This is a genomic window from Gordonia sp. 11cp (assembly GCF_057767225.1).
In genome coordinates this window covers 1,142,454-1,154,270 of the sequence record NZ_CM173437.1, presented here as the reverse complement: position 1 = coordinate 1,154,270, position 11,817 = coordinate 1,142,454, and the positions used below count along the sequence as shown (strand labels likewise).

Genomic DNA, 11,817 nt, shown 5'->3' with positions numbered 1-11,817 from the left:
GACTGATCCGGTGGTGGAGGCGGAGTACTCAGTTGCTGCTGCCGTCGATCAGGGGACGCCGGGACCGGCGGCGTCGTGGATGTGTCAGTTGGTCTCGCCGGCTCCGCCGCGCGAACCGTAGTCCACCGAGCCCTGGATGAATCCGTTGTTCGGGCTGATGTTGTTCAGGTCGGTGGACGGGCTGTTCTCGGAGGCCAGGAAACCGCCGAGGAACACCGCGCCGAGTCCCACCAGGATGCCGGCGACTCCGGCGACGGCTCCGGCGACAAGGCGGTTGTTGGTCATGGCGATGAAACTACCATCGCCGAAGTCCGATTCCGGGTGACACCCGCGGAGACCTGCGTATCCACTCCGCCGCGATCAGCGCCGGGAGCGCACTGTGGTGAGGGCGCGATCCCACAGCAGACGCGCGCTCGCCTTGAGCAGCTCGGGTTTGTCGACGTCGCGGGTGAGCAGCATCGTCGATGTGGCGATCGTGCCGGCCGACGCCTTGGAACGATGTCCGGAGTCCAGATGCGGTTGGGGGTCGTATTCGATGATCAGCTGGATCGCCTCGGCTCGTGCGCGCCCGGCGATCTGCTCGGCCAGCCACAGCGCGAGGTCGATCCCGGCGGACACGCCGGCGGCGGTGACGAGGTCGTCGTCGGGCAGGGCGCGGACGACGCGCTCGTCGGACACGGCCTTCGCCCCGTGCAGGGTCAGTCCGGCCATCGAGGACCAGTGCGTGGTGGCCGGCTTGCCGTCGAGCAGACCCGCGGCGGCCAGCACGATCGAGCCGGTGCACACCGATGTCGTCCACTGGGCGCCGGGTCGCACGGCCCGCAGCCAGTCGAGGACCTTCTCGTCCTGCGACGCCGACAGGAATCCCGGCCCGCCCGGCACGAGGACGACGTCCGGCGACGGCGTCTCGTCGAACGAATGCGTGGCACCGACGACGAGCACGCCCGAATCGGCGACGATCGGCCCCGGCTCGTGCCAGACGAACCTCACCTCGGCGTCGGGCAGGGTGCGCAGCACCTCGTAGGGGCCGATGAAGTCCAGCGCGGTGAACTGCGGGTAGAGGACGATCGCGATCTGGGTCATGGGGGGCCTTTCGGTAGGTGGGATGGGCGGAGAAGTGGCGAGGGGGAGCGGGATCAGCGGAAGGTGCGGCGGTAGGTCTCCGGCGGTACGCCGAGTCGCCGGACGAAAGTTCGGCGCATCGTCTCGGCGGACCCGAATCCGCACCGGGTGGCGATCACCGGCATCGTGTCGTCGCTCTCGGTGAGTGCGCGTCGGGCGGCGTCGGTCCGGATTCGTTCGACGTAGGCGCCGGGCGCTTCGCCGGTCTCGTCGGTGAAGATGCGGGAGAAATGACGAGGACTCATCGACGCGTCGCGGGCGAGGTCGTCGACGCGGTGTGGCCGGCTCGGTTCGCCCTCGATGCGCTCCTGGATCTCGCGGATCACCGTGCGCCGGGCCCGCGGCATCCACACCGGTGGCGCGAACTGGCTCTGACCGCCGGGGCGCCGCATGTAGAGGACGAGCCACCGTGCGACGAGCTGCGCGAGGTCGGTGCCGTGGTCCTCTTCGACGAGGGCGAGCGAGAGGTCGATGCCTGCGGTGACTCCGGCGGAACTCCACACACGGTCGCAGCCGCGGACGAACAGGGCTTCGGCGTCGACCTCGATCGAGGGGTACCGCTCGGCGAGCAGGCCGGCGGCCGCCCAGTGGGTCGCCGCGCGTTTGCCGTCGAGCAGGCCCGCCTCGGCTGCGAGGAACGCGCCGTTGCACACGCTGACGACCCGTCTCGCCCGTCCGGCGGCCTGCCGGATCCAGTCGACGAGATCGGGATCCCGAGAAGCGTCGTGGACGCCGGTGCCACCGGGAAGGATCAGGATGTCGATCGGATCGGCCGGATCGGGCAGCGGGTGCGCGACGAACTCCAGGCCGACGCCGGTGCCGACGGGTTGTCCCGAGTGCGAGACCAGACGCAGGTCGTAGGAGATGGGTGAGCCCCGGTCGGCGAGCGCGAGGGATGCGGTGGTGAACACGTCGGCGGGACCGGTCACGTCCAGGGCCTGCACCCCGGGATAGCCGAGAATCAGCACCGATCGAGTCATGAGGACATCGTTTCCGACCCACACCGTGGCGTCCAGGCCACGCATCCCACAGATCAGGACATCTACGGCGTGACCTGTGGCTCCTTGTCGCACTTGGCGGGAACGATGAACACCGGCCGATGGCAGTGTTTGAGAACCCGCTCGGCGACGCTGGAGCGCAACAATGCCTTGAGTCCCGACGCCCCGCGGGTGCCGGTGACCAGGAGGTCCACGTCGAGCGCCTCGGCCGCGGCGACGAGCGCGCCCCACACCGTCGACTCCACTTCGACGAGCGTTCCACGCGCGGACAGCCCGCACTCGGCGGCGAGCGTCACGCCACGCTCATTGATTGCGGCGGCCTCGTCTTCGAGGGCTTGGTCGACGCCGGCGTCGAGCTGGGTGTCGATGAACGGTTGCATCCCGCCCGCGAGGGTGGACATCCGCGCCGGGGTCATGCCGCCGGGCTGCCAGGCGGTGACGACCACCGCGGACTGCGCGCGTAGGAATTGTCCGGCGTAGCGAATGGCGCGATCGGCGTTCGGTGATCCGTCGTAGGCGATCATCAGTGTCTGCGCGCCGTTGTCACCGCCGCTGCCGCTTCCGGCGGCGGCGGACCCGGACGAAACGGACCCCGCGTCCATTGGCTCAGACTACATGCCAGACTCGAGCCATGGGCCCAACTCGCAGACCCCGGCGGATTCGTCCTGAGGGGGTTCGTCACGCGTGGATTCGCAATGCGGTGACGACGGGAACGGTCGCCGTGGTGTGTGCGGCGCTCGCGGCGTGCACGTCGTCGACGCCGGACTCGCCACCGCCGACGCCCTCGTACTCGGCGTCGGCCGATGCGGGGGCGACGTCTTCATCGGCGTCGACATCCGTCACCCCGGTCGCGAATGCTTGCGGTGCAACCGAACTCGCGAAATTGTCGGTCCGCCAGAAGCTCGCGCAGCTGATCGTCGTCGGTGTGACCGGGGCGGCCGATGCGCAGCAGATCGTCGAGAACGAGGAGATCGGCGGGATCTTCGTCGGGAGCTGGACCGACAAGGCGATCCTGACGAGCGGTGCGGCAGCACGGATCTCGCAGAATTCCTCGATTCCGTTGATGGTCACGGTCGATCAGGAAGGCGGCCGGGTGTCGCGGCTGTCGGCCCTCGGTATCGACCACGCCTCGCCGCGCGAGCTGGCGCAGACCAAGACGCCCGAGCAGGTGCGGGCGATCGCGGCCGGCGTGGGCCGCGAGCTGAAGAGCCTCGGGGTCACCGTCGACTTCGCTCCCGTCGCCGACGTCAGCGACGAATCTGATGACGAGGTGATCGGCGACCGCTCCTTCGGCAACGACCCCGCGGTCGTCACCCGATATGCGGGCGCCTACGCCGCCGGGCTGGCCGACGCGGGAATCACGCCGGTGTACAAGCACTTTCCGGGGCACGGACACGGCTCGGGCGACTCGCACCTGGGTGTCGTGACCGTCCCCTCGCTCGCCGAGTTGCAGGACAGCGACCTCGTGCCGTTCCGGACGCTGTTGCGTGACCCCGGGACCGCGGGAGCGATGGTCGGACACCTGATCGTCCCGGGCCTGACGAAGGGATTGCCCGCGAGCATCAGCCGGCCCGCGATCCAGATGCTGCGCACCGGTGTCGGCTACGACGGTCCGCGCTTCGACGGCGTGATCTACTCCGACGACCTGTCGGGCATGGCGGCGATCAGCGCGCAGTACCCCATCGAGCAGGCGGTGGAGAAGTTCATCCTCGCGGGCGGCGACGTCGCGCTGTGGCTGTCCACCGACCGCGTCGACTCGGTGCTCGACAATCTCGAGCGCGCGGTGTCGACCGGTCGTCTCGCACCCGCCCGCCTCGACGACAAGGTGGTGCGCATCCTGCGGTCCAAGGGTGTGGTGAAATGTTGAACTGCGCAGGCCCGGCCCATGCGAATGGGGTTTCACCTTACCGATTGGTAAGTTGTTGATATCGTCGGTCGAACGGATGTGGTGAACGGAGGTGGCGGTCATGTCGGGCGGAACCAAGCGACTGCCGCGCGCGGTGCGCGAGCAGCAGATGCTCGATGCGGCCGTCAAGGTGTTCGCGCAGAACGGCTTCCGTGAGACGTCGATGGATGCGATCGCCGCCGAGGCGCAGATCTCCAAGCCGATGCTGTATCTGTACTACGGCTCCAAGGACGAGCTCTTCAGTGCCTGCATCGCCCGCGAGTCGGGCCTGTTCATCGACGCGATGAGCGTCGGCTTCGATCCCTCGCTCTCGCAGCGCGAGCAGGCGGTCACGGTGATCCGCGAGTTTCTCCGCTTCGTGCACGAGCACCGTCAGTCCTGGCGAGTTCTGTACCGCGTGGCCATCGGCACGGCCGGTTTCGCCGGCATCGTCTCCGAGAGCCGCCAGCGCGTCACCGAGATGGTCACCGAGCTGATCAAGGCCGGCACCACGGTCGAGGGCGCCAGCGATCTCGACTTCGAACTCACCGCCGTCTCGATCGTCGGTGCCGCCGAGGCGGTCGCCGACCGCATCACCGAGGGCGACGTCGACCTCGAGAAGGCCACCAACCTCCTCGTCGGCATCACCTGGCGCGGCCTGAAGGGTGTCGGTACCGACTCCTGAGCGACTTGGCCCCGGACGAGCGCGGGAGCGCAGCCTCTGGGCCTTTTGAGAGCTGACAACCTCTGTGCCGCAGAAACTCCCGCGGCCCCGGTTCCCAGCCGCTGATCAGATCCGATCAGCGGGACGGAAACGGGACCGCGGGAGCGAAGAGCGGAAGCCCTCAGCCCTCCCGCGTGGTCGCGGTGAGGTGCGGGAATCCCTTGCGACGGTCGCGGATCGCGATGTCGAAGCTGCCCTTGCCGTCGATGCGGCGGGTGTACAGATTCACCTTGGCAGGCAACAGGATCGGCTTGCCGAACTTGACGTCGTAGGTGACCGCGTCGGGCAGTTGCGCCTCCACGTTCGCGATGGCCGCTGCCGCACTCCACATCCCGTGGGCGATCGCCTTGGGGAAACCGAAGGCCTTGGCCGGCAGGTTGCCCATGTGGATCGGGTTGCGGTCGCCCGAGGCGGCCGCGTACTCGCGGATCCGCTTGAGGTCGACGGCGAGGATCGCGTCCGGCGGCGGCGGGGTCTTCGACTTCGGTTCGGGACCACGCGGTTCGTCGGACAGGCTGGTGCGCTGTTGCTTCAGGAAGGTAGCCGTCTGCGTGGTGACCAGTTCCGATCCGACGCTGACCTCGCTGACGACATCGATCAGGATGCCCTTGCGGTGCTCCCGGAGATTCTGCGCGTGCGTGACGATGTCGAGCGGTTCGCCGGCCGCGATGGGCCGCTTGCGCTCGATCGTGTTCGTCATGTGCACGGAACCGACGGCGCCGAACGGGAATTCGTCGGACGTCATCAGTTTCATGGTCACCGGGAACTGGAGCACGAACGGGTACGTCAGTGGCAGGGTGTCGCCGAATCGTTGCCCCGTCGCGTGGCAATACGCCTGCAGCGCAGCCGAGTCCACCCGTATGCCCTCGAGCCGGTAGCGCGTCTCGGGTGCGGTCGCGTCGGCGGGGACACGCGGCGGCTTGCCGATGCCGGGCAGCAGCGCGGTGACCGCCTTGCCGTACAGCTCACCGGTGCCGGGTGCCGCCGGGAGTGTGATCGTCTTCGGCATCAGGCCCCCAGGAATCCCTGGCCGCAGACGCGGACCACGTTGCCGGTGATGGCATTGCTCGCCGGGTTGGCGAAGTAGGCCACGGTCTCGGCGACGTCGACGGTCTGGCCGCCCTGCTGCAGCGAGCTCATCAGGCGTCCGGCCTCGCGGGTCGCGAGCGGGATGGCCGCGGTCATCTTGGTCTCGATGAAGCCGGGGGCCACCGCGTTGATGGTGATGCCTTTCTCGGCCAGGATCGGCGCGTAGGCGTCGACGAGTCCGATGACACCCGCCTTGGAGGCGCCGTAGTTGGTCTGGCCGCGGTTGCCCGCGATGCCGGCGATCGACGACACGTCGACGACGGCGCCGCCCTCGCGCAGCGCACCCTTCTCGAGCAGCGTCTCCACCAGGGTCTGCGGTGCGATGAGGTTGACCGCGATGACCGCGTCCCAGCGGGCGTCGTCCATGTTGGCGAGCAGCTTGTCGCGGGTGATGCCGGCGTTGTTGACGATGATGTCGATGCCGCCGTGCCGCTCGAGGGCGTGCTCGGCGAGCTTGGCGCCGGCGTCGGCGGCGGTGACGTCGAGCGGGAAGGCCGTGCCGCCGACCTTGTTCGCGGTCTCCGACAGTGCGTCACCCGCCTGCGGGACGTCGGCGGCGATCACGTGCGCGCCGTCGCGCGAGAGCACCTCGGCGATCGTCGCGCCGATGCCGCGCGCGGCACCGGTCACGACGGCGACCTTGCCCTCGAGCGGCTTGTCCCAGTTCTTCGGGGCTGTCGCATCGGCGCCGCCGACCCGGATGACCTGGGCGTCGACGAAAGCCGACTTCGCCGACAGGACGAAGCGTACGGTCGACTCGAGTCCGGTCAGACCGGTCTTGGCGTCGGGGGAGACGTAGACGAGCTGGACGGTGGAGCCCTTCAGGAGTTCCTTGCCCAGCGAGCGCGTGAAGCCCTCGAGTGCGCGCTGTGCGACACGCTCGGACGGGTCGGTCACCAGTTCCGGGGTGGTGCCGATGACGAGGAACCGGGCGCACGGTGCGGTCGAACGCATCGCGGGCTGGAAGAACTCGAAGAGCTGACGCAGCTCGGCGGGGGAGGTGATGCCGGTCGCGTCGAAGACCAGGCCGCCGAACTTGTCGGCGCTGCGGCCGGTCGTGGCGTTCTGGATGAGGTCGTAGTCCTCGGTGGAGAGCATCTCGCGAAGTGGTTCGACGAGTCGGCCGGACCCGCCGAGCAGCACCGGACCGGGCAGCGGCGGCTCGGTGGGCTTGTAGCGCCGCAGCGGCGGCGGGACGGGCAATCCGGCCTGCTTGGCGATGAATGCGCCGGGCGCGGAATGGACGAAGCTCGAGTACAGGCCAGTGTTTCCGTTGGCGGCCACGGTGATCTCCTCTGACGGTCGTTCGACAACGAACTTACTGATGAGTAAGAATACGCTATAGATACCGCACACGACCCTGGGAGATCGACGTGGCCGAACAGTCCAACCCCGCCAGCAAGCCCAAGACCCGGACCGACCGCCCGGTCGCGATCCTCGGCGGCAACCGCATCCCGTTCGCGCGCCAGGACAAGGCGTACGCGAAGGTCGGCAATCAGGAGATGTTCACCGCGGCCCTCGACGGCCTGGTGAGCCGGTTCAGCCTGCAGGGTGAGCAACTCGGCATGGTCGCCGGCGGTGCCGTGCTGAAGCACGCTCGTGATTTCAATCTCATCCGCGAGTCCGTGCTCGGTTCAGCCCTCTCGCCGTACACCCCCGCCTTCGACATCCAGCAGGCGTGCGGAACGGGTCTGCAGGCCATCACGACGGTCGCCGACGGCATCGCCCGTGGCCGCTACGACGCCGCGATCGGCGGCGGCGTCGACACCACCTCCGACGCCCCGATCGCCGTGGGTGAGGGGCTGCGTCGTCAGCTGCTCGAGGTCAACCGGGCACGCAGCACCAAGGACCAGATCCTCGGCGCCGCGAAGTTGCTGACCAAGCTCGGCATCGAGATCCCGCGCAACGGCGAGCCCCGCACCGGCATGTCGATGGGTGAGCACGCCGCCGTCACCGCCAAGGAGTTCGGCATCAAGCGCGCCGACCAGGACGAGCTCGCCGCGCGCAGCCACCAGAACATGGCAGCGGCGTACGACGCGGGCTTCTTCGACGACCTGATCACCCCGTTCCTCGGCCTGACCCGCGACCAGAACCTGCGCGGTGACTCCACCGCGGAGAAGCTCGCCAAGCTCAAGCCGGTCTTCGGTGTCTCCCTAGGCGACGCGACCATGACGGCGGGCAATTCGACGCCGCTCACCGACGGCGCGTCGACCGTGCTGCTGGCCAGCGACGAGTGGGCCGCCGACCGTGGACTACCGGTGCTCGCCTACTTCGTCGACAGCGAGACGGCCGCAGTCGATTACGTCAACGGTCCCGACGGATTGCTGATGGCGCCGACCTATGCGGTTCCGCGACTGCTCGCCCGCAACGGACTCACCCTGCAGGACTTCGACTTCTACGAGATCCACGAGGCCTTCGCGTCGGTGGTCCTCGCCACCCTGCAGGCGTGGGAGTCCGAGGAGTACTGCAAGGAGCGTCTCGGCCTCGACTCCGCGCTGGGTTCGATCGACCGCAGCAAGCTCAACGTCCACGGTTCGTCGTTGGCCGCGGGTCACCCGTTCGCCGCCACCGGCGGCCGGATCGTCGCGCAGGCGGCCAAGCAGATCAAGGAGAACGGCGGCGGTCGCGCACTGATCTCGATCTGTGCCGCCGGCGGGCAGGGCGTCACCGCGATCATCGAGGGCTGACCCGGACGAGGTCGCATCCGACGCGGCGAGGGACCGGATCCCGACAGGTGGGACGGGTTGGCGACTGATCAACCGATCCGTCTCACCTTCGTGGGACGAAACGGGGTACTTCGTCACATATTCGGCAGAATCGTCCTTTCGGGGATGCCTCCGGCCGAAAAGTAGCGTAAATATGTCTATAGCTCCGGCTGCGCTGTCAGACCCCCGACCCGACAGCTCGGCCGGAGCGCCTACTTTCCGACCGTAGTTCTGCGGCCACCCCCTGATCTGCCCACTCGTCAGCCCCACCCGGCTGTCAGCCACGATGGATGGAGTTGTGACCCCAGGCTCTCGCCGAGCACGATCCGCGCTTCGCGCCGTGCTCGCCGTCGTCGCCGTGGTCACCCTCGTCCTCGCCGCCGAATTCGTCGCCACCCGCTCCGATTCCGCGCGCAACGCCGTCGTCGGCGGAATCGACGCAGGTGGTCGGGACACCGCCGGACTCACTCCCGTCCTCGACGAGCTGGCGGCGCGCTCGACCCAGCCGGTCATCGTGCGGACGCCGGAGGGTTCGGCCGAAGTCGCGCCGGCCGATCTCGGACTCTCCTTCGACCTCGACGCGACACGCACACGTCTGCTCGAGCAACCGCGCAACCCTCTCGTGCGACTGGGCGCCCTGTTCGGCCGGGACGCCCACGTCGAACCGGTCGTCAGGCTGGATCGGGCCGCGATGAACGCCGCTCTCGACGCCCAGCGCACATCACTCGAGAAGGCGGCGGTCGAAGGTGGCGTGCACTACGACGGCACCCGGCCCGTCGGAGATCAACCCGCCGCGGGTGAGCGCATCGCCCGGGACGCGGCAGCCGCCGCCCTCGTCGACCACTGGCTGGACGGCAGACCCGTCGACCTGCCCATGGAGCCCTTCTCGCCGACCGTCAGCGCCGAGGTCGTGGCGGCCACCGTCGCCGGACCTGCCGAACGCGTGACGTCGGCTCCCGTGCGTCTCGTCGACCGGCGGAAACGGACGGTCGAGGTACCCGCGGGAGACCTGGCGTCGATGGTGACCTTCGGTCCCGACGGGCGCGGCGGACTCACGCCCCGAGCCGATGAGAAGGTCGCCCGCCAGATCCTCGCCCCCGACCTCGACGCGTCCCAGCGCGCCCCGGTCAGTGCGAGGTTCAGCCTCGCGTCCGGCCGTCCGACGGTGGTGCCCGGGGTCGCCGGCGCATCGGTCAACTGGCCGAAGACGCTCGAGGCCGTTGCGACGAGGGCGGCCGCCGACGGTGGCAACCGCACGGTCGAGGTCGTCTACGACGAGGTGGAACCGAAGCTCACGACCGATGCCGCCCGCAAGCTCGGTGTCACGGAACTGATCAGCGAGTACACGACGGGTGGCTTCTCGAGTGCCTCCGGGGAGAACATCCGGCTCGTCGCCGCCGAGGTCGACGGGGCGCTGGTCATGCCCGGAAAAGTGTTCTCGCTCAACGGACACACCGGACCGCGCGGGTCCGAGCAGGGATATGTCGAGTCGACGATCATCGACCAGGGCCGGGCGTCGACCGCGGTCGGCGGCGGTATCTCCCAGTTCGCGACGACCCTGTACAACGCGGCGTACTTCGCCGGACTCGAGGACGTCGATCACACCGAGCACGCGTACTACATCTCGCGGTACCCCGAGGCGCGGGAGGCGACGGTCTTCGAAGGGGCCATCGACCTGAAGTTCCGCAACAACACGCGGCACGGCGTCCTGATCGAGACCAGCTGGTCGTCGTCGTCGGTGACAGTGAGGTTGTGGGGCACCAAAGCGTTCGAGGTGGAGTCGGTGACCGGGGAACGGTACGCGACGACCGACCCGCAGCGCGTCCGCGTTCCGCGCGGAGACGACTGCATCCCCAGCAGCGGGAGCAAGGGTTTCACCACGTCGGACACCCGCATCATCAAGGATGCGCGCACGGGACGGGAGATCGACCGGTCCACCCGTACCGTCCGTTATGCGCCCGAACCGATCGTGAAGTGCGTCTGACCCGACGGGGCGTTTCGCGGAGGGACTTTACCGAGCGATAGAACGATCGATAGGCTCCGAGTCGTGGATATCAATGGAGCTAGTGCAATCGTCACGGGTGGCGCCTCCGGCATCGGCGCAGCAGCGGCTCGCCAGCTGGCGGCCAAGGGTGCGAAGGTCGTCGTCGCCGACCTCAACGCGGACAAGGGCGAGGAACTCGCCAAGGAGATCGGCGGGCAGTTCGTCAGCGTCGACGTCACCTCGACCGAGCAGATCGAGGCCGCGGTCAACGCGGCAACCGAACTCGGCCCGCTGCGTGCGCTGGTGAACTCGGCCGGAATCGGCTGGGCGCAGCGCACCATCGGCCGCGACGGCGAGTTCGGTTCGGCACACAACCTGGACGCCTACAAGAAGGTCATCGCGATCAACCTGATCGGCACCTTCGACGCCATCCGCCTCGCCGCCACCGCGATGAGCCGCAACGAGCCGCTCGACGCCCACGGTGAGCGTGGCGCGATCGTCAACATGGCCAGCGTCGCGGCATTCGACGGCCAGATCGGCCAGGCGTCGTACTCGTCGTCCAAGGGCGGCGTCGTTGGCATGACCCTCCCGGTCGCGCGCGACCTGTCGGCGGTCGGCATCCGCGTCAACACCATCGCCCCCGGACTGATCGACACCCCGATCTACGGCGAAGGCGAATCGGCCGAGGCGTTCAAGGCCAAGCTCGGCGAGTCGGTGCTCTTCCCGCACCGACTCGGAGCCCCGGACGAGCTCGCCTCGATGGTCGTCGAGCTGGTCACCAACAGCTACATGAACGCCGAGGTCATCCGCGTCGACGGCGGCATCCGGATGCCACCGAAGTAGTCAACAGCCATGATGGACTCCCGCCGGAACGCCGGCCTGGGTCTGATCGGAGCGATGGCGGCCGTGCTGATCACGGCCGCGTGTGCAACCGAGACCTCGGGGACCGCTGTCCCCGAGGTCTCGCCGATCGCAATCACGACAACTGAATCCGCGGTGACCTCGACCGCGACGACCACGACGTCACCTGCCACGACCGGCCGGACCACCCGGCCACCGGCGGCGGTCCCGCCGCAGGCGGGTGCGGCGACCGACCCGGACGAGATGACCTGCGGCACCTATCTGTCGCTCACCGATTCCGAGCAGATCGCCACGATCACCGCGTTCGCGGACCGGCACGGCAAGGAACTGGTCAAGAGCAACCCCAACAGTTACCTGTTGGTTCGCGCATTCTGTGTGGGCGACCCCGACATGCTTCTGAAGGACAACCTTCTGCTGCAGGGCAGCTGACCGACGTCGGCGATGAGGAC

12 protein-coding genes are annotated in these 11,817 nt (G+C 68.5%); 6 read left to right on the top strand and 6 right to left on the bottom strand.

The window, feature by feature from the left end; translation table 11 throughout:
* Positions 1-84: 84 nt before the first annotated feature.
* From AC3B6C_RS04980 to AC3B6C_RS04965, 4 genes are all read right to left on the bottom strand, one after another.
* Positions 85-285: a DUF2613 domain-containing protein gene (locus tag AC3B6C_RS04980; RefSeq protein WP_488375205.1), complete on the bottom strand. Its 201-nt coding sequence runs from the start codon at positions 283-285 to the stop codon at positions 85-87.
* A 75-nt stretch (positions 286-360) separates the two neighbouring features.
* The gene (locus AC3B6C_RS04975; RefSeq protein ID WP_488375204.1) at positions 361-1,083 is read right to left on the bottom strand and encodes a DJ-1/PfpI family protein; all 723 of its coding nucleotides are present in this window, start codon (positions 1,081-1,083) and stop codon (positions 361-363) included.
* 53 nt (positions 1,084-1,136) lie between these two features.
* A complete protein-coding gene (locus AC3B6C_RS04970; RefSeq protein ID WP_488375202.1) occupies positions 1,137-2,102 on the bottom strand; it encodes a GlxA family transcriptional regulator in 966 nt (321 codons plus the stop codon).
* 62 nt (positions 2,103-2,164) lie between these two features.
* Entirely contained in the window at positions 2,165-2,722 is a 558-nt protein-coding gene (locus tag AC3B6C_RS04965) for a universal stress protein (RefSeq protein WP_488375201.1), read from the bottom strand.
* 29 nt (positions 2,723-2,751) lie between these two features.
* On the opposite strand from AC3B6C_RS04965, the gene AC3B6C_RS04960 reads away from it, so the two are divergent.
* A complete protein-coding gene (locus tag AC3B6C_RS04960) occupies positions 2,752-3,987 on the top strand; it encodes a glycoside hydrolase family 3 N-terminal domain-containing protein (protein WP_488375200.1) in 1,236 nt (411 codons plus the stop codon).
* A 100-nt stretch (positions 3,988-4,087) separates the two neighbouring features.
* Complete coding sequence (locus tag AC3B6C_RS04955) at positions 4,088-4,690, top strand: TetR/AcrR family transcriptional regulator (protein ID WP_014928333.1); 603 nt, start codon at positions 4,088-4,090, stop codon at positions 4,688-4,690.
* Between the two features lie 160 nt (positions 4,691-4,850).
* Here AC3B6C_RS04955 and AC3B6C_RS04950 read toward each other — a convergent pair whose 3' ends face one another.
* On the bottom strand, positions 4,851-5,738 hold the full coding sequence (locus tag AC3B6C_RS04950; RefSeq protein ID WP_014928332.1) for a MaoC/PaaZ C-terminal domain-containing protein: 888 nt from the start codon (positions 5,736-5,738) through the stop codon (positions 4,851-4,853).
* The gene (locus tag AC3B6C_RS04945) at positions 5,738-7,102 is read right to left on the bottom strand and encodes a 3-oxoacyl-ACP reductase (protein WP_014928331.1); all 1,365 of its coding nucleotides are present in this window, start codon (positions 7,100-7,102) and stop codon (positions 5,738-5,740) included. The genes AC3B6C_RS04950 and AC3B6C_RS04945 overlap by 1 nt, the downstream gene beginning before the upstream one ends.
* An 89-nt stretch (positions 7,103-7,191) precedes the next feature.
* On the opposite strand from AC3B6C_RS04945, the gene AC3B6C_RS04940 reads away from it, so the two are divergent.
* The 4 genes from AC3B6C_RS04940 to AC3B6C_RS04925 all read left to right on the top strand — a co-directional run bounded on the left by AC3B6C_RS04940 (position 7,192) and on the right by AC3B6C_RS04925 (position 11,797).
* On the top strand, positions 7,192-8,505 hold the full coding sequence (locus tag AC3B6C_RS04940) for an acetyl-CoA C-acetyltransferase (RefSeq protein ID WP_014928330.1): 1,314 nt from the start codon (positions 7,192-7,194) through the stop codon (positions 8,503-8,505).
* A gap of 304 nt (positions 8,506-8,809) precedes the next feature.
* On the top strand, positions 8,810-10,507 hold the full coding sequence (locus AC3B6C_RS04935; protein WP_488375199.1) for a VanW family protein: 1,698 nt from the start codon (positions 8,810-8,812) through the stop codon (positions 10,505-10,507).
* 63 nt (positions 10,508-10,570) lie between these two features.
* A complete protein-coding gene (locus AC3B6C_RS04930; protein ID WP_488375198.1) occupies positions 10,571-11,350 on the top strand; it encodes an SDR family NAD(P)-dependent oxidoreductase in 780 nt (259 codons plus the stop codon).
* 9 nt (positions 11,351-11,359) lie between these two features.
* Positions 11,360-11,797 carry a hypothetical protein gene (locus tag AC3B6C_RS04925; RefSeq protein ID WP_488375197.1) on the top strand — a complete coding sequence of 146 codons (438 nt, stop codon included), beginning with the start codon at positions 11,360-11,362 and terminating at the stop codon, positions 11,795-11,797.
* The last annotated feature ends 20 nt before the right edge of the window (positions 11,798-11,817 follow it).

Coding starts and splice junctions, on each gene's coding strand:
- AC3B6C_RS04980 (WP_488375205.1), bottom strand. CDS start 285: ATGACCAACAACCGCCTTGTCGCCGGAGCCGTCGCCGGAGTCGCCGGC.
- AC3B6C_RS04975 (WP_488375204.1), bottom strand. CDS start 1,083: ATGACCCAGATCGCGATCGTCCTCTACCCGCAGTTCACCGCGCTGGAC.
- AC3B6C_RS04970 (WP_488375202.1), bottom strand. CDS start 2,102: ATGACTCGATCGGTGCTGATTCTCGGCTATCCCGGGGTGCAGGCCCTG.
- AC3B6C_RS04965 (WP_488375201.1), bottom strand. CDS start 2,722: ATGGACGCGGGGTCCGTTTCGTCCGGGTCCGCCGCCGCCGGAAGCGGC.
- AC3B6C_RS04960 (WP_488375200.1), top strand. CDS start 2,752: ATGGGCCCAACTCGCAGACCCCGGCGGATTCGTCCTGAGGGGGTTCGT.
- AC3B6C_RS04955 (WP_014928333.1), top strand. CDS start 4,088: ATGTCGGGCGGAACCAAGCGACTGCCGCGCGCGGTGCGCGAGCAGCAG.
- AC3B6C_RS04950 (WP_014928332.1), bottom strand. CDS start 5,738: ATGCCGAAGACGATCACACTCCCGGCGGCACCCGGCACCGGTGAGCTG.
- AC3B6C_RS04935 (WP_488375199.1), top strand. CDS start 8,810: ATGGATGGAGTTGTGACCCCAGGCTCTCGCCGAGCACGATCCGCGCTT.
- AC3B6C_RS04925 (WP_488375197.1), top strand. CDS start 11,360: ATGATGGACTCCCGCCGGAACGCCGGCCTGGGTCTGATCGGAGCGATG.